General features: G+C 48.6%; 22 protein-coding genes and 1 pseudogene. 17 read left to right on the top strand and 6 right to left on the bottom strand.

The features are described 5' to 3' along the window. Positions 1–17 precede the first annotated feature (17 nt). The 10 genes and pseudogenes from ASG16_RS20350 to ASG16_RS20305 all read left to right on the top strand — a co-directional run bounded on the left by ASG16_RS20350 (position 18) and on the right by ASG16_RS20305 (position 10,086). Positions 18–860 (top strand): carbohydrate ABC transporter permease, encoded by an 843-nt coding sequence (locus tag ASG16_RS20350; protein WP_056497732.1) that lies wholly within the window; start codon positions 18–20, stop codon positions 858–860. A gap of 28 nt (positions 861–888) precedes the next feature. Continuing rightward, complete coding sequence (locus ASG16_RS20345) at positions 889–1,878, top strand: Gfo/Idh/MocA family protein (protein WP_056497730.1); 990 nt, start codon at positions 889–891, stop codon at positions 1,876–1,878. 13 nt (positions 1,879–1,891) lie between these two features. Continuing rightward, a complete protein-coding gene (locus ASG16_RS20340) occupies positions 1,892–2,866 on the top strand; it encodes a Gfo/Idh/MocA family protein (RefSeq protein WP_056497728.1) in 975 nt (324 codons plus the stop codon). Positions 2,867–2,881: 15 nt separating this feature from the next. Further along, positions 2,882–3,856: a Gfo/Idh/MocA family protein gene (locus ASG16_RS20335; protein ID WP_056497726.1), complete on the top strand. Its 975-nt coding sequence runs from the start codon at positions 2,882–2,884 to the stop codon at positions 3,854–3,856. Between the two features lie 5 nt (positions 3,857–3,861). Next, positions 3,862–4,686 (top strand): sugar phosphate isomerase/epimerase family protein, encoded by an 825-nt coding sequence (locus ASG16_RS20330; RefSeq protein ID WP_056497725.1) that lies wholly within the window; start codon positions 3,862–3,864, stop codon positions 4,684–4,686. 27 nt (positions 4,687–4,713) lie between these two features. Continuing rightward, positions 4,714–5,700 carry an ROK family protein gene (locus tag ASG16_RS20325; protein WP_056497724.1) on the top strand — a complete coding sequence of 329 codons (987 nt, stop codon included), beginning with the start codon at positions 4,714–4,716 and terminating at the stop codon, positions 5,698–5,700. Positions 5,701–5,863: 163 nt separating this feature from the next. Next, a complete protein-coding gene (locus tag ASG16_RS20320) occupies positions 5,864–6,682 on the top strand; it encodes a hypothetical protein (protein WP_056497722.1) in 819 nt (272 codons plus the stop codon). Between the two features lie 124 nt (positions 6,683–6,806). Then, positions 6,807–7,859, top strand: coding sequence for a hypothetical protein (locus ASG16_RS20315; RefSeq protein WP_056497720.1), 1,053 nt, complete (start codon positions 6,807–6,809; stop codon positions 7,857–7,859). Positions 7,860–7,992: 133 nt separating this feature from the next. Further along, positions 7,993–8,907 (top strand): cysteine synthase A, encoded by a 915-nt coding sequence (gene cysK / locus ASG16_RS20310; RefSeq protein WP_048032011.1) that lies wholly within the window; start codon positions 7,993–7,995, stop codon positions 8,905–8,907. Between the two features lie 15 nt (positions 8,908–8,922). After that, a pseudogene (locus ASG16_RS20305) lies at positions 8,923–10,086 on the top strand (FAD-dependent monooxygenase). Between the two features lie 58 nt (positions 10,087–10,144). Here ASG16_RS20305 and ASG16_RS20300 read toward each other — a convergent pair. Beyond that, positions 10,145–11,329 carry an amidohydrolase gene (locus tag ASG16_RS20300; protein WP_056497718.1) on the bottom strand — a complete coding sequence of 395 codons (1,185 nt, stop codon included), beginning with the start codon at positions 11,327–11,329 and terminating at the stop codon, positions 10,145–10,147. Between the two features lie 241 nt (positions 11,330–11,570). Here ASG16_RS20300 and ASG16_RS20295 point away from each other — a divergent pair, with 241 nt between their 5' ends. Continuing rightward, complete coding sequence (locus ASG16_RS20295) at positions 11,571–12,902, top strand: ATP-binding protein (protein WP_198674249.1); 1,332 nt, start codon at positions 11,571–11,573, stop codon at positions 12,900–12,902. A gap of 76 nt (positions 12,903–12,978) precedes the next feature. Here the strand turns inward: ASG16_RS20295 and ASG16_RS20290 are convergent, their stop codons facing one another. Further along, positions 12,979–14,166: an MFS transporter gene (locus ASG16_RS20290; RefSeq protein ID WP_056497716.1), complete on the bottom strand. Its 1,188-nt coding sequence runs from the start codon at positions 14,164–14,166 to the stop codon at positions 12,979–12,981. A 124-nt stretch (positions 14,167–14,290) separates the two neighbouring features. Then, complete coding sequence (locus ASG16_RS20285; protein WP_056497715.1) at positions 14,291–15,049, bottom strand: TrmB family transcriptional regulator; 759 nt, start codon at positions 15,047–15,049, stop codon at positions 14,291–14,293. A gap of 397 nt (positions 15,050–15,446) precedes the next feature. Here ASG16_RS20285 and ASG16_RS20280 point away from each other — a divergent pair, with 397 nt between their 5' ends. The 6 genes from ASG16_RS20280 to ASG16_RS20255 all read left to right on the top strand — a co-directional run bounded on the left by ASG16_RS20280 (position 15,447) and on the right by ASG16_RS20255 (position 21,546). Continuing rightward, the gene (locus ASG16_RS20280) at positions 15,447–17,708 is read left to right on the top strand and encodes an immune inhibitor A domain-containing protein (protein WP_056497713.1); all 2,262 of its coding nucleotides are present in this window, start codon (positions 15,447–15,449) and stop codon (positions 17,706–17,708) included. A 199-nt stretch (positions 17,709–17,907) separates the two neighbouring features. Continuing rightward, positions 17,908–18,738, top strand: a complete 831-nt coding sequence (locus ASG16_RS20275; protein WP_048032017.1) for an electron transfer flavoprotein subunit beta/FixA family protein — start codon at positions 17,908–17,910, stop codon at positions 18,736–18,738. Beyond that, entirely contained in the window at positions 18,735–19,757 is a 1,023-nt protein-coding gene (locus tag ASG16_RS20270; RefSeq protein WP_056497710.1) for an electron transfer flavoprotein subunit alpha/FixB family protein, read from the top strand. The genes ASG16_RS20275 and ASG16_RS20270 overlap by 4 nt, the downstream gene beginning before the upstream one ends. Then, complete coding sequence (locus tag ASG16_RS20265) at positions 19,750–21,045, top strand: FAD-dependent oxidoreductase (protein WP_048032019.1); 1,296 nt, start codon at positions 19,750–19,752, stop codon at positions 21,043–21,045. The genes ASG16_RS20270 and ASG16_RS20265 overlap by 8 nt, the downstream gene beginning before the upstream one ends. Further along, entirely contained in the window at positions 21,045–21,341 is a 297-nt protein-coding gene (locus ASG16_RS20260) for a ferredoxin family protein (RefSeq protein WP_007726971.1), read from the top strand. Before ASG16_RS20265 ends, ASG16_RS20260 begins: the two co-directional genes overlap by 1 nt. 16 nt (positions 21,342–21,357) lie before the next feature. Continuing rightward, a complete protein-coding gene (locus ASG16_RS20255) occupies positions 21,358–21,546 on the top strand; it encodes a hypothetical protein (protein ID WP_056497709.1) in 189 nt (62 codons plus the stop codon). A 37-nt stretch (positions 21,547–21,583) separates the two neighbouring features. Here ASG16_RS20255 and ASG16_RS20250 read toward each other — a convergent pair whose 3' ends face one another. From ASG16_RS20250 to ASG16_RS20245, 3 genes are all read right to left on the bottom strand, one after another. Next, on the bottom strand, positions 21,584–21,973 hold the full coding sequence (locus ASG16_RS20250; RefSeq protein WP_056497707.1) for a M67 family metallopeptidase: 390 nt from the start codon (positions 21,971–21,973) through the stop codon (positions 21,584–21,586). A gap of 22 nt (positions 21,974–21,995) precedes the next feature. Beyond that, positions 21,996–22,178: a hypothetical protein gene (locus ASG16_RS31325; RefSeq protein ID WP_217366592.1), complete on the bottom strand. Its 183-nt coding sequence runs from the start codon at positions 22,176–22,178 to the stop codon at positions 21,996–21,998. Positions 22,179–22,261: 83 nt separating this feature from the next. After that, a partial coding sequence (locus ASG16_RS20245) for a coiled-coil domain-containing protein (RefSeq protein ID WP_483296479.1) occupies positions 22,262–25,272 on the bottom strand: 3,011 nt, incomplete at its 5' end.

The raw sequence follows: 25,272 nt of genomic DNA, 5'->3' as shown, positions 1-25,272 counted from the left end.
GACGGGAGGGATATGGAATGAGTGTTTATACGAGTCGGAACAAAATGGGGAAGAAGTTGTTGATTCATCTGCTGCTGATTGCAGGTGCTCTCGTGATGGTTGCGCCATTCGTCTGGATGGTTCTCACTTCGCTCAAGTCACTGGGCGAATCGACACAGGTGCCTCCAGTCATTTTGCCGACCAAGTATCAATGGGAGAATTACACCCATATTTTTGAGATGCTGCCCTTCTTGGATTTTTATTGGAATACCGTGATCACAACAGTAGCCAAGGTAATTGGACAAGTATTCCTCTGCTCACTTGCGGCGTACGCATTCGCGCGAATTGAATTTCCAGGGCGAAACGCCTTGTTCATCCTGTTCTTGACCGTTTTGATGGTGCCAGGTCAGGTGTTTCTGCTCCCGCAATTTATGATCATGAAAGAGCTTGGCTGGCTGAATACGTTGACAGCGTTAATTGTGCCGGGATTGTTCAGTGCATTCGGTACGTTTCTTCTTCGTCAATTTTTCATGTCGCTGCCAAAAGAACTGGAAGAAGCGGCGAAGCTCGATGGCTGCAACCATTTTCAGATTTACTGGAGAATTATGCTGCCGTTGGCGAAGCCCGGCTTGATTGCACTCGCCATTTTCGTAGCGTTGTGGTCTTGGAACGACCTGATGTGGCCGTTGATCGTCAACAGCACGCCTGATAAAATGCCGCTCTCCGCTGGTTTGGCGTACTTGACGGGGGAGCATACCAATTTGACGAACTATCCGATTTTGATGGCGGGCTCCGTTCTTGCCATTTGGCCGATGATCATCGTCTTTATTTTCTTGCAGAAGCATTTTGTCGAGGGAATTACCCTAACTGGGTCCAAATAGACTTTTTCCCAAAAGGAGTGAAACCATTATGAATCATGTTCTGGTAATCGGAGCAGGAACCATGGGGACTGTTCACGCGAGATCGTATGCTGCCATGGAAAACGTCAAGCTGGTCGGGATTGTCGATATCCGCAGCGAGAGAGGAAAAGAGCTGGCAGCCGAGACAAAAACAGAATGGTTTGAGAGCTATGAAGAGGCTTTGGAAAAACTGGCGCAGGTAGACATTGTAGACGTGTGTTTGCCTACGTACCTTCATAAAACTTATGTAAAGAAGGCTGCGGATGCAGGCAAGCATGTCATTTGCGAAAAGCCGTTGGCTCGTGATAAGGAAGAAGCTCGTTTTATCGTTGATTATTGCCGGGAGAAAAACGTCAAGCTGTTTGTCGGACACGTCCTGCGCTTCTTCCCGGAATATGAAAAGTCCCGTCAGTTGGTTAATGACGGTGCGATTGGCAACGTTGGTGTGGCACGTACGTTCCGTGGTGGTATTTTCCCGACAGCGTGGAACGACTGGTACGCGGATTACAAAAACAGTGGCAGCCTTGTTTTAGATATGATCATTCACGATTTTGACTTTTTGCGTTGGTGCTTCGGGGATGTGGAGCGTGTGTACGCGAAAGGCTTGCTGGGTCGAGGTTTTGCCCGGATGGATTACGCACTGGTTACGCTTCGCTTCAAGAACGGCATGATTGCACATGTGGAAGGCTCATGGGCACATGAAGGCTTCGCGATGAAAATGGAGCTGGCAGGCAAGGAAGGCATTATTCAATACGACAGCTCGAAGGAAAAACCGCTAGTGGCGGTTAATCGCTCGAAGCAAGCAGGCATGAGCGGAGTCGCAGTTCCGGAGAGTCCATTGCGTGAAAATCCGTATTTCAGAGAACTGAAGCATTTTATCGAGTGCATCGACCGTGACCTGGAGCCACTCGTGACGGCAGAAGACGCCGTGAAAGCGGTAGAAATCGCTCGTGCTGCGCTTGTGTCAATCGAAACGGGCAAACCCGTAACTTTGGTGTAGGAGGGGACTGGACATGAAACTCGGAATCATCAGTGTTGCACATATGCATGCATACAGCTACGCAAATGCGGTTGCGAAGTTGGATGGGGTTCAATTGGTCGGGGTAGCAGATGAGGATGAAGTACGCGGTAAGACGGCGGCTGAAAAGTTTGGCGTTCCGTTTTTCGCCGATTATCATGAGCTGCTCGCAACAGATATCGATGCGGTCATCGTCACCTCGGAAAACGTCAAGCACCAAGAGCATACGTTAGCGGCAGCGAAGGCTGGCAAGCACATATTGTGCGAAAAACCGCTGGCGACTACAGCAGAGGCTGCTCAAGAGATGATCGATTTTTGCCGCGAACAGGGCGTTATTTTGCAGACAGCATTCCCAGTGAGATTCCATCCGGCTGTTGTTCGAGCAAAGCAATTGGTGGAGCAAGGAAAGGTCGGACGCATCATGGCAATCCGGGGTACGAACCGTGGACAAAATCCTGGTGGTTGGTTCGTCGATCCGGCGAAATCCGGCGGAGGTGCAGTGATCGATCACACGGTTCACGTTGTTGATCTGATGCGCTGGTTCATGGACTCTGAAGTCCGTGAGGTTTACGCGGAGGTAGACAGCAAGTTTTCCGATACACCGATTGATGATTGCGGCATTTTGACCATGGAATTTGAGAATGGGGTATTTGCCACACTCGATTGCAGTTGGTCTCGCAACAAGGCCTTCCCGACATGGGGAGACGTGACGATGGAAATTATCGGGACAGAAGGCACGGTCTCGCTCGACGCTTTTTCTCAAAAGCTGGATGTCTATTCCAATGAAAAAGGCTTGAAGTGGGTCAACTGGGGCGATGACATGGACAGTCAATTGGTCAAGGATTTCGTCACCAGCGTGCGTGAAAAGAAAGCGCCGTCGATTACAGGTGAAGACGGCTTGCGAGCTGTGGAAGTAGCACTCGCAGCGTATCAATCCGCTGAACAGAAGCAACCAGTCGTTTTACGCTAGGACGGTGAAGGACGCATGAGTGTACGTGTTGGCATGATCGGCGTAGGTGGAATCGGGCAGCATCATTTGAAAGGCTTGTTGACCGACGAAAGGGTAAAGGTCGTTGCCGTATGCGACGTGAACCAAGAGGCGGTTGCAGAGACTGCTGAGCGCATTGGTGCGCATGGCTACACCTCTTGGCGTGAGCTAGTAGAGGCAGAAATGCTGGATGCTTTGTTTGTGTGCGTCCCCCCTTTTGCGCATGAAGAGATTGAGGAAACGGCATCGGCGAAAGGCATTCATCTGTTTGTGGAAAAGCCAATTGGGCTGGACATACAAAAAGTGAACGAAAAGCAAGCAGCGATTGAAAAGGCGGGGATTATTACCGCGACTGGCTATTGCCTGCGCTATCTCGATATCGTGCAGGAAGCAAAAGCGTACTTGGAAGACAAGTCGATTGCACTCGTCCGCGGCCACTATTTGACCAAGTTCGTCACGACACCTTGGTGGAGGGAAATGGGCAAGTCAGGTGGACAGCTTGTCGAGCAGGCGACACATACACTGGACATGATGCGGTTTTTGGCAGGAGATATCGAGAAGGTCTATGCGCAGATGGCCTTGCTCGTCTCGCGTGACATTCCAAACATCGATATTCCAGACGTGACTTCCATTAGTATGGTGTTTGAGTCAGGGGCACTAGGACATCTGGATACGTGCTTCATCCAGCCGGACCATCGTACGAATGTAGAAATCTTGGGCAAAGATTTCCGCGTCATGATTGACGGAAAGCAATTATCGATCATGGATGAGCAGGGAGCACGAACGAAAGAGAGCACGGTGGATATGTACGTGGAGCAAGATCGGGCGTTTATCACAGCGATTTTGTCAGGGGATCGCAGCTTGATTCTGTCGCCGTATGAATCAGCGAGAAAGACGCTAGAAGTAACGTTGGCAGCGAATCAATCGGCACAAGAAGGGAAGCCTGTCACTATTTTGAGAAAAGGGGAGTGAGCAACATGGCTTTTCAAAAGGGAATCAATGCGTGGTGCTTCCCAAAGGAAACGAGCGTGCAAGAAATGTTTCGCCAAGCGAAAGCGCATGGCTATCAAGGGGTAGAACTGAATTTGGACGAGGGAGATGCTCCCTTTCATCTAGAGATGACAGAGGGGGAATGGAAGGGCTTGGCGGACGAGGCTCGCGAACTAGGATTGGAGCTGCCAAGCGTCTCTACTGCCCTTTTATGGAAATATCCGTTGACACACAATGAGGAAACGGTCCGCGAACAAGGCATCCGTGTTGTCGAGAAAATGATAGAGGCGGCAAGCATTTTTGGCTCACGGACTGTTCTCGTCGTCCCAGGTCTCGTGACGGCAGAGGTGTCGTATGAAACGGCCTACGAGCGTGCGCGTGAAGCATTGCAGCGCTTGGCGAAAAAGGCCGAGCAGCATCAGGTATACATCGGGGTAGAAAACGTGTGGAACAAGTTTTTGCTCAGTCCATTGGAGATGGCCCGCTTGATCGATGAAGTAGACAGTCCTTGGGTAGGCGCTTATTTTGATGTAGGCAACGTGCTGCAATTCGGTTTTCCTGAGCAATGGATTCGCATTTTGGGCAAGAGAATTCAAGCGATTCACGTCAAAGATTTCAAGACGACGACAGGCAACATCACAGGGTTCGTGCCGCTGCTCGCTGGCGATATTCCATGGAACCGCGTGGTGGAAGCGTTGCGTGAGATCGGGTATGAAGGCTACATCATCCCGGAAATCTCGCCTTACAGCCAGTTGCCTGAGCAATTGATCGCGCATACGTCCCAGGCATTGGACGCCATTTTTCAATCGTGAATGGACAGCAAGGATGTGAAGCGGAAGATGAATCAAGACAAACCATATGCCATCGGGATTGATCTGGGCGGCACGAAGATCATGGCCGCGATCGTCGACCAGCATGGCAACATCCTCAGACAGGCGAACGCAGCGACCCAAACAGAAGAGGCAGCTCAGGCAGTCATCGGACGCATCGGTGATTTGGTGCAGACTGTCTTGGACGATAGCGGCATCAATCTCTCTCGCATTCGCGGGATCGGGATTGCAACTGCGGGAATAATTGATACACAGCGCCAAATGGTCATTTTTGCGAGCAATTTAAACTGGAGCGATGTGCCGATCGGCGCAATGCTTCAGGAGCGGTTTGACGTAGCCGTGCAATTGATCAATGATGCCAATGCAGCAGCGGTAGCAGAATGGGCGTTTGGAAGTGCACGAGGCACGAATGACTTGATCTATGTAACAGTCAGTACGGGTGTTGGTGCTGGCATTATCAGTGGAGGACGGCTGATTACAGGTGTTGGCGATAGTGCCGGGGAGTTCGGGCATATTTCGCTTGATCCCGAAGGACCGCTGTGCATGTGCGGGAATAGAGGATGCCTGGAAAATTACACGTCTGGGCTGGCTTTGGCAAGTAGAGCCAGGGAACAGCTTCTACAGGGTGCTACCAGCTCGTTGCTCGTTGAAAATGGGAATGACCTGAGCAGGATAACGGCTAGAGAGGTCGGAGAGGCAGCGGTTCGCGGAGATTTACTCAGCATGACTTTGATGAAGGAAGCAGGTTATTATCTCGGGGTTGGACTGACCAATCTGATTCATCTGTTCAATCCGCAGGTGATTGTCATTGGTGGCGGTGTGATGAAGAACGGACAGCTACTGCTTGCAGAAGCGAAGAACGTCATTCGCGAGCGCTCTATCTCTCGGATGGCAAACCAAGTGAGCCTCCAGCTGACGACAATCGGAGCGGAAGCAGGTGTGCTCGGTGCTGCAGGCATGTATTATCCGTCCGAGCGTGAAATGGTTGAGGTTTAACGGAATAAAAATGCGAGAAGCCGATGTTTGGGAGACATCGGCTTTTTCCTGTTCCCTGTACAGTACAAGTCATAGGAGCCTAGACCTAGATTCTATCTATTGGTAAAATATTGATTGGAAAAATCTTCACATAGCATGATAGTGAGACAGACGGAGGGGTACCATGGCAGAGGCCAAAACAGCAAAAGCAGCGAAGAAGCCCGGATTTTTCAAAGAACTCCTTACATTTTTATTGGTAATTGCCATCATCCTTGGAATTGCTAGCGGTGCTATTTTCTATTTATCTGGGAAAAACCTTGATGATCTGCTAGGATCGCGACCGGTAGCAAAAAAGGAAACGAATCAGCCTGCACCCGTTAGCCCGGTGTCTACAGGTCAGGAAGTGGGCACAAATCAGCAGTCAAATGCTGTACCTGTTTCCTCAGAGGGAAATGGTGCAACAGATTCGGCGATGCCAGCGGCTTATCCGGTTGAAACGGCAGGTCAACCAAGCAATGTAGAAGAACAGGTAGCCCGAACAGCACTTCCTACCCAAAAGGGGGCACTCAAGGGGACGATTACGTGGCAGTATAACGATTTTGTTGGGACGAAGCCGGATGTGAATGCGAAGATATTTCTAATAAGGAAGGATTTTGATATAAATACAATTACCGATATGGAAGAGAAATTGTTTATTTCGATAGAAGCAGCTCCTAAAGGGTCGGGATTGTATACTGCAAAAGCAAATGGATATGGGAATTACGAGATTGGGAATGTACCTGTTGGAGAATATTACATCATCGTTGTCTCGGGAAAAACTCATCGTGACATTCGACAGCCAGTAGATGAATATTTTACAAGTATATTCACGCCTTACGTGAGGAATTGGGAGGACTTTACATTGTTAAGTCTGGGTACGAATAAATATGAGTTCTCACTCATTACAATCGAAGAAAATCAAACACTCGATTTCAGTCACGATTTTGGTTATACGTTCTATTAATCTTGTTTTGGCCTTTAGACTCATAGGGTTTTCCACTGCGATTCAGGTATCATAAAACTATGGTACGTTTTGGCAGGAAAAACAGGTCAAACGTAATAGAAATTGTGGGTAAAGGGGTCGCAGCATGAAGGGAAAAAACAAAAGCATCATGATCGTCTTGGCTCTAGTCATTGTCGCATTGCTGGGATACGCAGGCTATCGTTTCTTTGGTCCTGTGACACTTGCGGAAGGGTATTTGTACGAAGATGATACACGCATGCTATACACGAGTGTCACGGTGAATAACGAGAAAGTTAACGTTGAAATGACGGATTCCATCGTCGAAACAGAAGATAGCATCCCTGTTCTGAAAACCGAGTCGATCTTGCTGGAGGGAACGCTGGATGGGGAGCAGCTAACCCTCAAAAATCCGGCAACTGGTCAGGATATCATCGGCACTGTGAACGGTGACGAGCTCCAATTTGACGGACTGCTTATGGAAGAAAATAAGGGGCAGACAAGTCTTGTTGCCACAAACAAAAGCGTGTACGAGAGCAAGTTGGAGACCCTAACCAAGCGGACCAACGAGGAAGCAGAAGTAAAAAAGAAAGAAGTAGCAGAACAAAGAGCCAAAGATGCAGCGCGTGTTGACTTCGCCAAAAAAGTAGAAAAGACAGGGAAGCTAGAGGCTGATCTGATCGAAACGGCAAAGTATTTGGACGAGCTGCAATTTACGGATGAAGCGCAGTTTTCCAATGATCAAATAGCAGAGCTGCAAAGACTGTTGGAAGAGATTCGTACCTATTCGACGCAGCCAGGCTTGAGCAAGATGGAATTCGAGGTCATGCAAGGAACATTGGGCAGCATGAAGGTGTTGGTCGATGGGATGAACACGATGGATGGCTCGATCCAGGACAAAAACAAAAACATGCAGGAAATGATCGCCATCATGGAGACCGACATGAAGGACATCCAAGCGATTTGGGCGGAAATCAAAGCGAGCGTGCCGGATGCCGAGAAACGGGAAAAAGCAATCAATGCGGCCATCAAGACGGCGACTGATTCCATCGCGCAGGCGAAGCAGCGCCACGGCTCGGTAGACAAAAGCGGACAAGCAAAAGTGAAGGAAACCGCGAACAGTCTGTATCAACAAGCGGTGAATGTACTGAATCAGACAAAAGCAAAGAATGGTTTTTAGACAGGAACAAGGCTCTCATTCGGGAGCTTTTTCCCATTTCAGCACCCTTATCGTTTTCAGGTCGGAAAAATTGTATTATTCTTATAGTATTACTAAGAGATAATCATAAGGCAAATTTTCCAGGAGGAGTACGATGAGCGTCTACCAGAACATTACCGAATTGATTGGAAATACGCCGATTGTTCGACTGAGGCGCATGGTTCCTGAAGGAGCAGCAGAAGTTTTTGTGAAGCTGGAGAAATTCAATCCGTCCGGAAGTGTGAAGGACCGCGCTGCCTACAATCTGATTTTGACGGCTGAGCAAGCGGGACTAATCCAACCGGGGGATACGATCATAGAGCCGACGAGCGGCAATACGGGCATCGGCTTGGCGATGAATGCCGCTGCAAAAGGCTATCGCGCGATTTTGGTTATGCCTGACAATATGTCGAAGGAACGGATCAATATATTGAAAGCGTATGGGGCAGAGGTTGTATTGACCCCGAGCGAGCTGAGAATGCCAGGGGCGATTGCTAAAGCGCAGGAACTGCAAAAAGAGATTCCGCGCAGCTTTATTCCTCAGCAATTCGAGAATCAGGCGAACCCAGACATCCATCGAACGACGACAGCAAAGGAAATTTTTGCGCAAACGAATGGTCGACTGGATGCGTTTGTCGCCACAGCCGGAACGGGTGGAACGATTACAGGGACAGGCGAAGCATTGCGGGAGAAGCTCCCGGAGCTGTATATCGCTGTCGTCGAACCAAAAGGGTCCCCGGTTTTGTCTGGTGGAAAGCCTGGACCACATAAACTGGTCGGCACGAGCCCTGGTTTTGTTCCACAAATCCTCAATACAAGCATTTATAATGAAATTATACAAATTGCAGACGAAGACGCCCTGCAAAGCATGCGGCAGCTTGCAGCGTTGGAAGGGATTCTCGTCGGCCCTTCATCGGGTGCCTCGGTCTTTGCTGCCATCACGATTGCCAAAAGACTGGGAGTGGGTAAGCGGGTCGTGTGCATTGCGCCTGACACGGGGGAGCGGTATTTGAGTATGAATCTTTTCTAATTAGGAGAAAAGGCGATGAGCAACGAAAAACATGCGCTGATTATCGGGGCAGGCTTGAGCGGGCTAGCATCAGCGCTTGCCTTGAAGCAAAAGGGTTGGCAAGTGACGCTTTACGAGCAGGCAAAGGAGCATAAAGGCATCGGTGCTGGAATCGTTTTGGCTGCCAATGCGATGAAGGCATTGGATAAGCTGGGAGTTGGACAGGAAGTACGCGAGCTAGGGGCAGCCGTCCGTTCAGCAAGGATTCGCGACTGGAAGGGAAATTTGTTAGTCGAGCTGCCTGTCGCGGAGCAAGCAAAACGGTACGGGGCTGACAGCTACTTGATTCATCGGGCTGATCTACAGCAGACTCTTTTAGCGAAAATCTCGACATATGAATTGGTTCCAGGCAAGCAGCTCATATCTTTTTCGCAAGAAGAGCAAAGGGTTCATGCCGCTTTTGCAGATGGTTCACGTACTCGTGGGGCGATTCTGATCGGAGCGGACGGGATTCACTCTCGTGTACGGAAGAGCCTGTTCGGTGAAGAGTCAATGAGATACTCCGGGTACACGGCGATTCGCGGAATTGCTACCTATCAAGACCCTCGTTATCCACTGGAATCAGGAGGCGGCTTTGAAGCATGGGGCAGGGGGATTCGGTTCGGATTTTCTCATATCGGCAACAATCGAATTCATTGGTTTGCCGCCATTAATGCACCTGAGGGAGAAAAAGATGGGCCGATGGGGCGGAAGCAAGAGACGTTGCGTAGACTCGACGGCTGGTATGAGCCAGTACGTGCAGTGATTGAGGCGACAGAGGATGCAGCTATCTTGCGGCATGATATTTATGACCGTGCACCACTCAGGAGATGGAGTGAGGGTCGGGTTACATTAGTAGGCGATGCGGCACATCCGATGCTGCCGAATCTGGGGCAAGGGGCGGGGCAGGGAATGGAAGACGCACTCGTGCTGGCCAGATGCTTGGCAGATGCCGACACGGACTCGGCCCACGCTTTGCGCATGTATGAAGAGCTACGGAAGAAGCGGGCGAATGCTATTGTGAAAGGTTCCCGCCTGATGGGAGCAGTCACCTAATGGGAAAATCCGCTGGCCATCGCGGCTCGTCATTTTATGCTAAAAACAATTCCTGCCCGTACCCAGAGCAGAAGATTGGACTGGATTGTTGGACACGAGGTGTGAATATGGCGGTAGAAAAAAGGCAAGGAGCTTGAGGCCCTTGCCTTTCAACTTTGTTCGCTTATTGATGACGTGCCTGATAGGCAAGCAACGCTGCAATGAATAACTGACCGGTTTGAATCATGGAGCGCTCATCGACATCGAATTTGGGATGATGATGCGGATACGTCGCCTGAATCTCCGGGTTGCGTCCACCGACCATGAAGAAGGTAGCGGGGCGTTCTTGGGCAAAGTAAGCAAAATCCTCTCCGCCCATGCCAGGTGGGATTTTCAATACGCGTTCCTCACCAAAAATACGTTTGGCTTCTGCTACAAATAGCGGAGTCTCTGTCTCATCGTTCCAAGTAGCTGGGTAACCGCGTTGATACATGATTTCGCACGTAGCGCCTACGGCCTGGCAGCTGGCTTCCACGATGCGTTTCAGAGATTGCTCGACCGCGACTCTCACTTCCTCGTCATACGTGCGGACGGTTCCCTTGAGCCTCACTTGATCAGGAATGACGTTGAACGCTTCTCCCCCGCCAACGAAGGAGCAAACAGACAGAACGACTTGTTTCAGCGGATCTACCTGACGGCTGGCAATCTGCTGCAAATTCATGACAACCTGACTGCCCAAGACGATTGGATCAACGGAGGTATGCGGATAAGCACCGTGCCCGCCTTTTCCGTACAAGACGATCTCGAAGCTGTCTGCTGCTGCCGTAATGTAGCCATGACCGATCCCGACAGTGCCTACTGGAAGCTCGGAGGCCACGTGAGCGCCATACACGACATCGACACCTTCGAGGCAACCCGCCTCTATCATGGCTTTGGCGCCACCAGGTGGCAGCTCTTCCGCGAACTGATGCAGGAATACCACATTTCCTGGGAGCTCGTCACGGAACTCGCTCAACACTTGTGCAACTCCCAAAAGTCCGGAGGTATGTATGTCATGACCGCAAGCGTGCATGACGCCAGGAATGCGGGACTTATAAGGTACTTCTTTTTCATCTTGGATGGGCAAGGCATCGAAGTCAGCGCGCAACGCAACTGTTTTTCCTGGCTTTCCACCCCTCAGGAGACCGACAACACCCATGCCGCCGACACCGGTTTGTACTTCTATACCAAAAGAAGCCAGCTTGTCCGCTACTTTCTTCGCTGTGTTTTCCTCCTGAAAGGAAAGCTCGGGATACATATGCAAATCACGTCTGAATGTAACAAGCTCTGGATAAATCTCTTGCAGTCGGGCAAACCATTTTTCTTCCATCGAACCCACTCCTTTTTCCTAGGGAAAGAGATTGGTATTTCGTATTCGCCTTATTATAAAAATATTCCGAATCATAATTCAATGTATGATTTCGAGAACTATAATGAAGCTACATTCATATTATGTAGACATTTCCAGTAGAAATCTCTAGAATATTAGAGAGACATGTTTAAAAAGTCGTGTTTTTAGTACAACTGCGTAATCAAAAGACGACTTTTTGAACAGATGGATTGAGGAGATTATGACGAGTCCAACACAACCAAAAAATCCTAGAGTACTAATCATTATGCTCGTTTCTGGTATCCTTGTTTTGATCTTGACTTGTGTAAGCATCGCGATTTCCTATTTCAATACGATTCAATCCGTCCGACTCTCTATTGCGAATCAAAGCATGAAAGCTGCTTCTACAGTAGCAGACAGTCTAGATGTTGACGCGTATCAGGAGTTTTTACGAAATCCGGTAAAAGAGACCCCCGCCTATGAACGAATCGAACAGCAATTGAATCAAGCGCGTGAGCAATTCGGTCTTCTGTATTTATACACGATTCAAGTCAATGAAGACAGGCAGAGTGGTCGCGCGATGATCGTCGCAAGGCCTCCAAATGCGCAGCAAAATTTTGATATCGGTATGCCTATTGTTCTATCTCCTGAGCACATTCAAATGATTTACAAAGGATCATCAGCGTACTACTCAGATATTATCAGAGATCCAGATTACGGGGTCTACATGTCTGCGGGCGCGCCGCTTAGAGATAGAGAAGGAAGAATCATCGGAATCATCGGAGTAGATACGGACGTAGCCATCGTCGAGGATATTGGAAATGATGTCGTTCGTAGCAGCATTCCTGTTTTTGCGGTCCAAGGTTTGTTTGTCGTCGTACTGATCTTCCTGGTTCTGTGCATGGAACGCTGGTACCAACGCGCCATCAAGGCAGCAGTTGGCGAGACGGAAGAAACCTACCAGGATGAATTGCGCTCAGTCATTTGTTCGATGCGCTCCATCCGTCATGATTTCGTCAATCACATGCAGGTGCTCTACGGTTTGATCGAATGCGGATATTATCCAAAAGCACGAGATTACGTGCAGTCGTTGCTGAAAGAAACCAAGCTTTTGGACCTCACCGTGAGGTTTGCGAATCCTGCTTTAATGGTATTGCTTCACACCAAATGGGAGCAGGCTAAATCCAAACAAATCGTGATGCAATTTGAAGAATGTTCTGATCCAATCGATAACATTCCGTCCACTGATCTGATCAAAATTTTATCGAATCTTATTGATAATGCGATTGAAGCGGCGGAGTTAGCGGATGGGGAAAAACGAGTCAGCATTTATTTTTGCTGTGATGAAGAACACATTATTTTCCGAGTTGAAAATACAGGACCGGAAATATCCACAGAACAACGTACACGTATTTTTGAGAATGGCTATACAACGAAAACAGAGAAAAAATGTGGCTCGCGTGGAACGGGTCTGACGATTGTAGATGCAGTTGTGCACAAGTACAAGGGGAAAATTGAGGTTTGGTCCGAGCGGGGAATCACGAGATTTACCGTCCGGTTGCCAGTGAAATAGGCTCATAACGAAAACGATTCTAGGATGATAAGAAAAAGCCGTCAACGATTTGACGGCTTTTTGCTTTTGCGAGTCTCTATGCATGGTGTTCTGGCGCAGGTTGCACTACTTGGCTTTCCTGTGCTTGAAATGGACGTGAGATCGAGTAGAAGGCAAATCCGAATGAAATCAGGACAAACACAGCTCCAACCCAAGGCGTGTAGATGACGGAAGACCGCTCGACGACGAGACCGCCAGCTAGAGAACCAAGGGCGATACCTAAATGCTGGGCAGAAGTATTCAAGCTTAATTGAATGTCTGCGGTAGCAGGTGAGCAGGAGATCAAATAGTTTTGCTGTGCTGGCGAAATGGCCCAGCTAAGCGCACTCCAGATTACCATGATCGGCAAGAACAAATAAAGCGAGCCTGTAAAAAACGGCAAGACACACATGATCAAGCCAAACACGGGAATGATGAACAGAATGCTTTTGGTTGCTCCCCATTTGTCTGCGATCCAACCGCCAATACCACCGCCTGCAACGGCAGCAATTCCGAACACGAGATACATCCAGCTCAGTGTCGTTGCGTCTACATTCATCGTCGTTTGCAGATAAGGGGTAAAGTATGCATACAGCGTCAAGTGACCTGTCAGCATTAACAAGACGATGAACAATGCGCTGAATAGCTTGCCGCTACGGAGGGTAGACATTTGATCACGTAACGGAATTGGCGGTGCAGTTTGAACTTTTGGCAAAAACAAGAGGATAAAAATCATCGCAACGATACTAAGAGCCGCAATTAACCAAAACGGGGCACGCCAGCCGAAGGCATTCCCCAGCGCCAATCCGACAGGGACGCCGAGTACGAGCGAACCGCTAATCCCCATGAAAATAACGCCAATGGCACGGCCGCGATATGCAGGTTCTACAAGACTCGTCGCAATAGTAATCGACAGCACAATCAGGATGGAACTACTTGCTGCGCTCAAGATGCGTGCCGCCATTAATACAGCGTAGCTCGGACTAAGTGCCGCGAGCACATTACTCAGGAAAAAGGCCGCTAATGCATACAAGTATAGCTTTTTGCGCTCGACACGCCTCGTAACATGCAGGAGCAGAGGAGCGGCAATGGCAAATGCAAGCGAGAATATGGTGATCAATTGTCCGGCGGCGCTAATCGATACCTGAAGATCACGAGCAATCAGATCAAGCGTACCACCGATAATCAATTCCACCGTACCTACAACAAAGGTAGCAATCGCTAAGATGAAGACACGTGGATTCAAAACAATAGCTCCTCTCAAGTAAAAAGGTTACTACCATAATAGTAACCTTTTTTATCGTGTGCAACTAGAAAATTCTCCATACAAATAAAAAAGACTCTGGCCAATAGCCAAAGTCCACGTATTGTCAGTATCGGAGGCGGATGATCATCTTGCGGATTTCTTCATCGTCAAACAGTTGATCCACATATTTTTGGGTGATTTTTGTCAGCGCGACATCATGGTAAAAAGAATCGGCAAAAAATTTGACGAACGGTTGACCGCGTGTCTTGATCGCATGCCAGCCCGTGTCCTCCTCACCTGCAAAAATCATTTCATCCTGGTCCACTACGATGAGCTGATAGCGTTCCAAGCCTTGATGCTCTTGCACAGGGATAAAGGAATGAACACAGGAAAGCTTGGTGTTAATCTGCCCGATGACCAAGGCTTCGATCTCCACTCCTTCTTTTTCTTTCATCTCCAATAGGGGTACATACTCCAAAAAATCATCCGACCAGGCAGAGATGCGAATAGACCGTGTTGCTCGTTGGATCAATTGTTTGCATTCCGCGCGGATCGATTCGTCAACCTTCAAGCTCCAGACCCGGTCATCGCGTACGGTTTTATGAGAAAGGGAGCTGGTCAATTTTTTGACGTCCGTCTGGAATTGACGGGTCAGCTTTTCTACCAGGCTGTCCAAAGGAAGGGCTGTATACCGCTTTTTCTTTTCAGATATGGTGTCAAGGACTATCCCCTTTTCGACCAGACGATTCAACACCTCATAAATCTTTGCCTTTGGCACCCCCGAATGCTTTACGGCCATTGCTGCATCGAGAGGCTCGCCGCTAGACGCCAACGCTTCATAAACTTTACTCTCATACAGAGAAAAACCAAATGTTTGCAGCATCAAAATCCTCCATGGAAAACACGAGCATTTTTATTCGATCGTACCGATAATTGAGTTGTTTTGCAAGAAAGAGAGGGGGGCAAAAGGAATATATGATAGAAAAATATCGAGTATTTTCGACAAAATTCGCTAAAATTCTATGGGTCTTTAGAAGGTAGACACAATGGTAATATATCGAACTGATACCCTGTGAATAAATGATTAGCCGAAAATTCGGCACGTATTGTAACTAGTTCAATAGCCTTAGTGAGAAATTTCTTTTGAACGGGAAGTATTTTTTGTCGAAGGAAAGAATTTGGCAAAAATTACGTATCACGCAATAATTATGAATAGTCGGAATTGGGGGTTTGATTTTTCCGATGCATCACAAATAGATAGAAAAAGAGGGTGAACCGTAGTGAAGAAAGGCAAGAAGCTCTTATCCGTTTTATTTTCCTCCTCACTCGTGCTCAGTACTTTCGTGGCTGCACCTGCGACGGGTTTGGCCAAATCAAAAGAGGACAAGCATGATCTGCATGTAGACTTGTCCACTGTTAACCTGGAGCGATTGATTAAAGGGTTAATGGAGCAAGGAATCATTGATGAAGATGCCGATCAGGAAGAGATTGATGAGGCGTTGCTCGAGTACTTGGAAGACAAAAAAGTACCGCACGGCGTTGACGAATCGAGCTCTTATGGTAGGGAAGCGAGCAGAGGGCAGCAGGCAGCATTGGCGAAGGCAGCCCAGAAAGTGGCAGAGATGGAGGAAGGCGATGAATTGCGCTCTTCCAAACGACTACATACCGATAACATCGTTGTCGCTCTTGTGGAGTTCCCTGACCGTGAGCATAACGAGCTACCAAAAGTGAGTGACTCGCTTTGGACGAAAGACTTTAACGAAAAGCATTATAAAGAGATGCTGTTTGATCAGAAGGGGTACGAAACTCCTGAAGGAACCAGCATGACAACGATGGCGAAATACTTCTATCTGCAATCGGGAAAAACATGGACGGTTGATGGTGTGGTAACGCCATGGCAAATGGCAGAGAATAGCTACAAATATTATGGAGAAAACTCGAAAGCCGGTGACGATTCCAATCCGCGCGATTTGGTAATCGAGACGCTTGAGGCAGTTGGGGAATCCATTGCTGGGAAAGAGGAATTGTACGATCAGCGCGATCCGTATGATATCGATGGTGATGGAGACCTGATGGAGCCGGATGGCAATCTGGACAACCTCATGCTCGTTCATGCAGGGATTGGAGAAGAGACAGGGGAAGACCCAGATGCGATCTGGTCTCACCGTTGGACCTTGAAAAAACCAGTGGATATTCCAGGCACAAGCCTCAAAGCGTTTGATTACATGATCCAGCCAGAAGATGGCGCACCAGGTGTATTCACTCACGAATACGGACACAATCTCGGTTTGCCAGACTTGTATGACACGACAAGAGGCGGAAAAGATTCGCCAGTAGGGGCTTGGTCTCTCATGTCGTCTGGTAGCCACACAGGTAAGGTTTTCCAAACAGAACCTACTGGCCTTGATCCTTGGTCCAAAATGGTTCTGCAGCAAATGTTCGGCGGAAACTGGATTAAACCGTACGTGCTGGACTACAAGGATGTAGAGAAGCGCAAGAGAAGCCTTCGACTCATTGATGCGAGTAGCCTTGAGAAGGACGGCAAGGTCATCAAGCTGAACATGCCTAAGGTCGAAAAGAAACCTCCAGTTGAGCCAAAAGATGGCGGATACGCGTACTTCTCGGATGAAGGCAACAAGCTGAATACAAAAATGACGTCTGATGTGATCGATTTAACAGGGGCCAGCTCCGCAACGATGAAATTCGATTCGTGGAGAAGCATTGAGGAAGGCTATGACTACGTGTACGTCAATGTAATCGATACGGATACAGGCGAGAAAAAAGAAGTTCAAAAATACGATGACGTAACCAAAGGCTGGGACAAAGAAGAAATCAGCCTGAACGAGTTCGTCGGTAAAAAGGTACAAGTTGAGTTTAACTATGTGACGGATGTCGCATTCGTGATGGATGGCTTCTATTTGGATAACTTCGAAGTAGAGGCAGATGGACAAGTCATCTTCGCAGATGACGCAGAGGGTGAGAAGAAGTTCAAATTGGATGGCTTCTCTCACTTCGATGGAAAAGGAAAAATGTACGATGCGTACTACCTGGTTGAGCTGCGCTCTCACGAAGGAATTGACGCTGGATTGAAGCATTTCCGTCGCAACGACTCCTTCTTCACGTATGATCCAGGTATGGTCATCTGGTACTTTGATGGTCGTTACGAAAGATCCCGTGACAACAATACAAGCCTGCATCCAGGCTACGGCATGCTCGGTGTAGTAGATGCCCATCAGGAAGTACGTTACTGGAACAATGATGAAGGTAACAAAAAGGCAATCGCAGATTCCCGTTACCAAGTGAACGATGCTGCGTTTAGCCCGAACGATACATCTGGAATGGATCTGGATTACATTTTTGGAACTATGGAATACGAGCCGTTGGATGGCGTCACTGAGTTTGAAGACAGTGATGATTACTCGATGCCGGAAGTGCCGGAAGTCGGTAAAATCCTGCCGCAAATCGGTTTGGAAATCAAACTGAAAAGAGTTTCCAAGAAGTTTACGGATGCTACGATTGAGTTCTCCATTGATAAAGATTAATGAATAAGCCAAAAGACGCCACACAGCGCGAAGCTGATGTTTGGCGTCTTTTTCGTTTCTATGATTACTGGTCTAAGCTCGGTTGCATCGAAATAGGCTATAACAATGAACGACAAGCTGCCTGATCTGATTGCGCGTAAGAAAGGCAACCTTTTGTACAGGCATAGGTATCGCGCCCGGCAGCAAGGGGGGATCAATCATGCTGCATATTGTTGCTTGCATTAAGCAGGTGCCGGACACCAAAATCATCAAGATGAATCCGAAGACGAATACGATGGACCGCGCCAGTGCGCCAGCCATTCTCAACCCGTATGATGCACATGCGGTGGAGGAAGCCGTTCGTTTGAAAAATCGATATGGGGGTGTGGTCTCCGTCGTTACCATGGGACCACCGCCAGCGGTGAAGGCCATTCGGAAATGTATCGAGATCGGAGCAGACGCCGGCTATCTGGTAACGGATCGTGCATTTGCCGGAGCAGACACATTGGCAACCAGCTATGCCATTACCAAAGCCATTGAGAAGATTGCAGAAAGCCAGCCAGTCGACCTCGTCATTTGCGGGAAGATGACCATCGACGGTGATACGGGACAAGTCGGACCAGGTGTCGCCAGAAGGTTGGATATTCCACCGCTTACGTGTGTGAAAAAAGTAGTGGAGATAAACAAAGAACAAGGTTACGCCATCGTGCATCGAAAGCTGGAGGATGGGTATGAAGTCATTCAGTCGACCTTGCCTTGTTTGTTTTCCGTGGAGAAGGAGATTAACGAGGTACCTTATTCTCCACTGCCCAACATGCTTCGAGCTGCTAGATATCAGCCTGTTATCTGGTCCGTCGATGACTTGGGGGATATCGATCGGACGCAGTTAGGTCTGAAGGGATCTCCTACCATTGTTGCAAAAGTTTGGCCCCCAGAGAAGCCAAAGGGTGGCGAAATGCTCGAAGGAAGCGCCAGCGAGCAAATCGCGCGCTTGATGGAAATTTTGCACGATAAACAGCGACTGTTTCGGGTGAAGGAGGAGCAGATATGAATCTGGATGATTTTCGTGGCATCTGGGTGTTTTTAGAGGTGAGTGACGGCCGTATCGCCCCTGTATCACTCGAGCTGCTGGGGGCGGGTAGACAAATGGCTGACAAGCGAGACGTGCCGCTTGCTGGCTTGTTAATCGGAGATGGAATCAAGGAGTTGGCCCACACGGCGTTTCCATACGGTGCGGACCAAGTGTATGTATACGATCACAAGATTTTTCATGATTACCGAACAGAGTCCTACATGCGAGCAGTCATCGAATGTGTTCAAAAGCACAAGCCGGAAATCATCTTGTACGGGGCGACTTCAACCGGAAAAGATTTGGCGAGCGCTGTCGCGACGGACTTGGAGACAGGGCTGACCGCTGACACAACCATGCTCGATGTAAACGCGGAGACAGGCTTATTGGAGGCCAGCCGTCCAGCGTTTGGCGGTAACATCATGGCGACGATTTTGTGCAAAAAACATCGACCGCAAATGGCGACTGTTCGCCCGAAAGTCATGAAAGCGCTAGAGCCAGACGAGTCACGTACAGGAGAAATCATTGATGAAAGCATGGAGCTGCGTGAAGAAGACATTCGCACAAAAGTGCTGAAAATCGTCCGGGAGACGAAGGAAAAGGTGCGGCTGGATGAGGCTGATGTGATCGTCGCTGGTGGCAAGGGACTCGGAAGCAAGGAAGGCTTTGCGCTTATTCATCGTTTCGCAGAACGAATCGGGGCAACTGTCGGGGCCAGCAGAGATGCGGTGGAAGCAGGCTGGATCGGTCATGATCATCAGGTCGGACAGACGGGAGTAACTGTCACACCAAAAATTTACTTTGCCATCGGCATATCGGGAGCTATCCAGCATTTGGTCGGCATGCGCAACTCGGGAATGATCATTGCCATCAATAAAGATCCGAATGCCCTCATCTTCCAGTCTTGTCACTACGGTATTGTCGGTGATGCTTTTGAAATTGTGCCATTGCTCATTGAAGCTTTCCAAAAGGAGCCGGACAAGGAGGTAACGTATGGCTGAGAAATTTGATGTAATCATTGTCGGAGCAGGTCCGGCTGGAACAGCTTGTGCTTATACACTTGCCAAAGCGGGCGTAAATGTTTTGTTGATGGAACGCGGGGAATATCCGGGTTCCAAAAACGTCATGGGAGGTGTTTTGTATCGCAAAACGATGGAAGACATCATTCCCGAATTTTACAAGGAGGCGCCTGTTGAACGGCCGATCGTCGAGCAGCGGTTCATGATGCTCGATAAGGAATCAGCCATCAATTTCAGTTATAAAGGCATGGAGTGGGCCCAGGAACCCTATAACAATTTCACGGTGCTGCGGGCGAAATTTGACCAATGGTTTGCAGATAAAGCCGTGCAGCAGGGAGCACTTTTACTCAATGAGACCGTCGCTTTGCAGTGCATCGTTGAAAATGGCAAGGTAGTCGGTGTCAAAACAGATCGACCGGATGGGGATCTATACGCAGATGTTGTCGTTCTGGCAGACGGCGTCAACTCCTTGCTGGCGAAATCGTTAGGTTTCCACAAAGAGTTTCGCCCAGATGAGGTAGCGCTCGCTGTCATGGAAGTACTGAAGCTGGATCGCAAAATAATCGAGGATCGCTTTAACTTAGAGGGCGATCACGGTTGTACGATTGAAATTTTCGGGGATTCGACCAAAGGGATTTTGGGGACGGCGTGGTTGTATACGAATAAGGACAGCTTGAACATTGGGGTAGGGACGATGCTCTCAGGTCTGATCAAAAACAAGATCAAGCCTTATGAGTTGTTGGACTATGTAAAGAATCACCCGATGATTCGACCGTATATTCAAGGCTGTGAGCAGCAGGAGTACTTGGCGCACCTAATTCCCGAGGGCGGATATCGTTCCATTCCCAAAATTGTCGGCAATGGTGTTCTTGTCGTCGGAGATGCTGCCCAGCTCGTCAATGCGATCCATCGAGAGGGATCGAATATGGCAATGGCATCTGGTGTCATGGCAGCGGAAACGATTCTGGCGGCAAAAGAGGCAGGGGACTATTCCGAAAAAATGCTCGACGGATACCGAATCAATCTATTGAACAGCTTTGTCGGTCAAGACTTGAAAAAGTACAAGGACGCAACGCATCACTTTGAAAAATTCCCGCAGTATTTCGAACAGTATATTCCGATGATGAACAAAGCAGCGAGTCAAATGTTCACGGTTGATGGCAGCTCAAAATGGAGTAAGCAGAAGAAAATTTGGAGCGAGCTCGGCTCTGCGAAGGACAAATGGAAAATGGCGCGTGATTTGATGAATGCGTGGAGGGTGATGAAGTGATGCAGGATCTACCGAAGGGCCAGTCAATCGAGGAGAAGCAGTACCTTGTGCGCTTCAAAGCGGATACGGAGTCACATCTGCATGTGCTCTCCGCAGATGTTTGTGCGACGCAATGCCCTGATAAGCTCTGTACCATCTTCTGTCCTGCGGAAGTATACAAATGGGAAGAAGTGCGGATGCACGTCGGTTACGAAGGATGTCACGAGTGTGGGAGCTGCCGCATTGGTTGCCCGTACGAAAATATCAAATGGGTGTATCCGAAGGGTGGACACGGAATCATCTTCAGACTCGGGTAATGGGCGGCGATGAGCGGTGATACAAGTAGGCGATCTGGTCGTTTATGTAAAGGATGGCGCAAAGGGAGTGGTCATTCATATTGAGGAGGACCGCTTCCAGGTAAAGTGGGAAGATGATTTTGTCAGTTGGGAGAAAAGGGAATGGTTGCTGCCCAGTTCAATGGAACATGGCGATCTTTTAAAACAGAAAGAACAGCGGGAGTAAATTCCCACTGTTCTTTTGTTTTGCGTGAATTTGACCACTAGTTACAGACTGTATAAGGATACACCCGAGCAAAAGACCCCTCAATTCGAAAACAGCCGAGAACTGGTTGTGGAGAAGCGAGCGAAACGATGAGGTACGCGGCCTCCGGGTAATGACAGTAAGCAATATCTTCAGGTGACGGAATGGGAGGTGCAGTAGGGTGGGAGTGGTAGATCCCGACCAAATGCTCCCCGCGCAACGCCATTTTGTGGAAAACGTGTTGAATCTGCTTGGGATCCATGGCGAAAGCGACCGGGCTTTTCAATGTATTTTCCATTCGCCAAACCGTTTGTGCACTCCCATTTCTGCCGGAAAGCAATCCACACGTTTCGTTTGGCTTCTTCTCCAGGGAATCTCGGATGATTTCATTCCAGACTGCACGGGTCATGGAAAAGGGGGTCTCTAAAAGATTAGCCCTGCCAACGCCTGCCGCAGCATCCTCCACTCGTTCTAGTCTGGACGGATGGTTGGACTTTATGAACGGGACCGGATTTTGGCAATGGCGATGGCGGCATTCTCGATGGGCGCTGGGCTGGATTGACTTGATGTTGTTGACGTTGGTGATACAGTGCACGCATTTGTTCAGGTGTCATGGTTTTTCCTCCCTTTCTGGACTGTATTATGTTGTATTCAGGATAGATTGACATGGTAACGGCGCTCGCACATTTTCACTTTTTCAACGAAACGGGTTGAATTCGTTGGCATTTTTGGGATAGGGCATCTGCATTTTTACTGGTGTGGAAGATAATTGTTGAGTGGAGGGGTCGGAGCTTGGCATGAATTGCGTGCTTTGTTGGAATTGGGTGTTTGGCTGGAATTGGGCATTTTGCTGGAGGTGACTGAAGGCTTTATTGGTTCGAGATTCCTTTTGCGTGAATTCTTTGATGATTTGCTTGTATTTTTCTTCGTTGTTCTGGAGTTCTTTCACCATGTTTTTGAGTCCGGTTATCGTCTTTTTCAACACTTGCTCCTGGGATGTAAACTGCTCAATGGTTTTTTCTTTTTCCGTTAACAGAGAGTCGTATTTTTGGGTTGTTTTCTCCAGCACTTCGTTCCATTTATTTTTTTGAAGAGAGACGTTCGCGAGCTTTTCGTCGGTTTCCTTGGCTTGTTGCTGAAAAGATTTGATACGGTCCTGGGCCTCTGTTAATTGCTGTTGTGTTTCTTTTAACTCCGACTGGAGACTCTTTATGGTGTTTTGTGTTTGTTGGATTTCTTCATCGCGGTTTTGGATACTTTGCTGCAATTCCTGCTCATGCAGGGAATGCGATTCGGACAGCTTTTTATAGTCAGCGACGAGTTGATTTTTCGTTAACCGGGCTGCTTCGAGCTCAAGCAGAGCTTCCGTTAATTGTTGAGAAGTTTCTTCGTGTTTTATTGTCCAACTTTGTTCAAGATCTATTGCTTTTTGTAGCATCTCGTGGCGGGTGGCTTCCAGCTCTTGCTCTTTCGTGCGTAAATCCTGTTTTTGCGCTTCGAGCTCTTGCTCTCGGGTGTATCTATCTTCATTCTGCACTTGTAGCTCCTGCTCCCGGGTTTGCAACTCTTGCCTTTGGACTTGGATTTCTTCTTCCTTAGAGAGGAGGGCCTGTTCCAGTGTGTTTAGCTCTTGCTCCCGAGTGAACAACTCCTGTTCACGATTGTGTAGGGTATGCCCTTGAGCCTGTAGCTCCTGCTCTTGGTTCTGTAGCTCTTGATCTCGCGCGTTCAGCTCTTGCTTAAGCGTGAGTAACTCTTGCTCGTGGGAGTGGATCTTCTGCTCCTGAGAGAGAAGCTCCTGCCCGCGAAGTTGCAGCGCTTGCTCTCGGGATAGAAGGCCTTGTTCCTGGACCTGTAGTTCCTGGGTCTGAGCCAGAAGTGCTTGCTCCTGAGAGAGGTTGGCTTGCTCCCAATCGCGAAGCCCCTGTTCATGGGTCTTGAGCTCTTGTTCTTGAACCTGCAACGCCTGCGCATGAGCTTGTAGCTCTTTTCTTTGCGCCTGCAAATCTTTTTCAAAACCATTTAGTTCTTCTTCCCGAGCTTGGAGGTCTCGCGAATGTGCGAGAAGTTCTTGATCTCGTGCCTGAAGCTCTTGTTCGAAAGTAAGCAGCTTTTGTTCTTTTGTCTGGAGGTTATGATTTTGAGTATGAAGTTCTTGCCCGCGCGCTTGCAGCTCTTGCTCAAGGGTGAAAAGATCCTGCTCTCGCGCTTGAAGGTATTGCGTCTGGGTGAGAAGGTCTTGCCCCCGGGCTTTAAGCCCTTGTTCGAGGATTGTTAGTTCTTGTTCTTTTGTTTGCTGGTTATCTGCTTGCGTTTGCAGTTCTTGCCCTTGTACTTGGAGCTCTTGCTCAAAATGGAGAAGTTCCTGCTCACGTGCGTTGAGGTCTTGCGTCTGGGAATGCAGCTCTAACGCTTTGGACGTGAGTTGGTCCTCTTGCGTCTGGAGCTCTTGTTGGAGAACGTGAAGGTCCTGTTCCCGTGCATGGAGGTCTTGCGCGAGAGAATGCAGCTCTAACCCCTTAGCCTCGAGTTTTTGCTCATGATCGAGAAGGTCCTGCTCCCGTGCTTGAAGGTTTTTCGCCTGGGAATGTAGCTCTAGCTCTTTGGACTGGAGCTGTTCTTCTTGCGTCTGGAGGTTTTGAGCTAGGGATTGAAGTTCTTGGCCTTGTGTTTGAAGCTCTTGTTCGAGACTGAGAAGTTCCTGTTCCCGTACGTTTAGGTCTTGCGTTTGAGAATGTAGTTCTAGTTCTTTGGACTGGAGCTGTTGTTCTTTTGTCTCAAGGTTATGAGCAAGGGATTGAAGGTTTTGGCCTTGTGTTTGAAGCTCTTGTTCGAGAACGTGAAGTTCCTGCTCCCGTACATGGAGGTCTTGCGTCAGAGAATGCAGTTCTAGCTCTTTGGACTGGAGCTGTTGCTCTTTCGCTTGTAGGTTTTGACCAAGGAATTGAAGGTTTTGGCCTTGTGTTTGAAGTTCTTGTTCGAGACTGAGAAGTTCCTGTTCCCGAACGTTGAGGTCTTGCGTTTGAGAATGCAGTTCTAGCTCTTGGGACTGGAGCTGTTGTTCTTTTGTCTCAAGGTTATGAGCAAGGGATTGAAGGTCTTGGCCTTGTGTTTGAAGCTCTTGTTCGAGACCGAGAAGTTCTTGTTCCCGTGCGTTGAGGTCTTGCGTTTGAGAATGCAGTTCTAGCTCTTGGGACTGGAGCTGTTGTTCTTTTGTCTCAAGGTTATGAGCAAGGGATTGAAGGTCTTGCTCTTGTGTCTGAAGCTCTTGTTCGAGACTGAGAAGTTCTTGTTCCCGTACGTTGAGGTCTTGCGTTTGAGAATGCAGTTCTAGCTCTTTGGACTGGAGCTGTTGTTCTTTTGTTTGCAGGTTTTGAGCATGGGATTGAAGTTCTTGGCCTTGTGTTTGAAGCTCTTGTTCGAGACCGATAAGTTCCTGCTCCCGTGCATGGAGGTTTTGCGTCAGAGAATGCAGCTCTAGTCCTTGTGCTTGTAACGCTTGTTCAAGACCGAGAAGTTCCTGCTTCTGTGCTTGAAGTTCTTGTGTCTGAGAATGTAGTTCCAACTCCTTAGCCTCGAGCTTTTGCTCGGTAACAAGCAGCTCTTGTTCTTTGGTCCGGAGGTTATGCTTTAAGGATTGCAGTTCTTGGCTTTGCCCCTGAAGCTCTTGTTCAAGATCGAGAAGTTCCTGCTGCTGTGCTTGAAGTT

It is taken from the genome of Brevibacillus sp. Leaf182 (assembly GCF_001423865.2).
In the GTDB taxonomy this organism is placed as follows: Bacteria; Bacillota; Bacilli; order Brevibacillales; family Brevibacillaceae; genus Brevibacillus; species Brevibacillus brevis_C.
The sequence above is the reverse complement of the archived record's forward strand: the minus strand, read 5'-3'. Positions and strand labels throughout refer to the sequence as shown.

What these genes read in the sequence shown, in the direction of transcription:
- ASG16_RS20350 (WP_056497732.1), top strand. Translation starts at nt 18, where the DNA reads ATGAGTGTTTATACGAGTCGGAACAAAATGGGGAAGAAGTTGTTGATT.
- ASG16_RS20345 (WP_056497730.1), top strand. Translation starts at nt 889, where the DNA reads ATGAATCATGTTCTGGTAATCGGAGCAGGAACCATGGGGACTGTTCAC.
- ASG16_RS20340 (WP_056497728.1), top strand. Translation starts at nt 1,892, where the DNA reads ATGAAACTCGGAATCATCAGTGTTGCACATATGCATGCATACAGCTAC.
- ASG16_RS20335 (WP_056497726.1), top strand. Translation starts at nt 2,882, where the DNA reads ATGAGTGTACGTGTTGGCATGATCGGCGTAGGTGGAATCGGGCAGCAT.
- ASG16_RS20330 (WP_056497725.1), top strand. Translation starts at nt 3,862, where the DNA reads ATGGCTTTTCAAAAGGGAATCAATGCGTGGTGCTTCCCAAAGGAAACG.
- ASG16_RS20325 (WP_056497724.1), top strand. Translation starts at nt 4,714, where the DNA reads ATGAATCAAGACAAACCATATGCCATCGGGATTGATCTGGGCGGCACG.
- ASG16_RS20320 (WP_056497722.1), top strand. Translation starts at nt 5,864, where the DNA reads ATGGCAGAGGCCAAAACAGCAAAAGCAGCGAAGAAGCCCGGATTTTTC.
- ASG16_RS20315 (WP_056497720.1), top strand. Translation starts at nt 6,807, where the DNA reads ATGAAGGGAAAAAACAAAAGCATCATGATCGTCTTGGCTCTAGTCATT.
- cysK (WP_048032011.1), top strand. Translation starts at nt 7,993, where the DNA reads ATGAGCGTCTACCAGAACATTACCGAATTGATTGGAAATACGCCGATT.
- ASG16_RS20300 (WP_056497718.1), bottom strand. Translation starts at nt 11,329, where the DNA reads ATGGAAGAAAAATGGTTTGCCCGACTGCAAGAGATTTATCCAGAGCTT.
- ASG16_RS20295 (WP_198674249.1), top strand. Translation starts at nt 11,571, where the DNA reads ATGACGAGTCCAACACAACCAAAAAATCCTAGAGTACTAATCATTATG.
- ASG16_RS20285 (WP_056497715.1), bottom strand. Translation starts at nt 15,049, where the DNA reads ATGCTGCAAACATTTGGTTTTTCTCTGTATGAGAGTAAAGTTTATGAA.
- ASG16_RS20275 (WP_048032017.1), top strand. Translation starts at nt 17,908, where the DNA reads ATGCTGCATATTGTTGCTTGCATTAAGCAGGTGCCGGACACCAAAATC.
- ASG16_RS20270 (WP_056497710.1), top strand. Translation starts at nt 18,735, where the DNA reads ATGAATCTGGATGATTTTCGTGGCATCTGGGTGTTTTTAGAGGTGAGT.
- ASG16_RS20265 (WP_048032019.1), top strand. Translation starts at nt 19,750, where the DNA reads ATGGCTGAGAAATTTGATGTAATCATTGTCGGAGCAGGTCCGGCTGGA.
- ASG16_RS20260 (WP_007726971.1), top strand. Translation starts at nt 21,045, where the DNA reads ATGCAGGATCTACCGAAGGGCCAGTCAATCGAGGAGAAGCAGTACCTT.
- ASG16_RS20250 (WP_056497707.1), bottom strand. Translation starts at nt 21,973, where the DNA reads ATGACCCGTGCAGTCTGGAATGAAATCATCCGAGATTCCCTGGAGAAG.
- ASG16_RS31325 (WP_217366592.1), bottom strand. Translation starts at nt 22,178, where the DNA reads ATGACACCTGAACAAATGCGTGCACTGTATCACCAACGTCAACAACAT.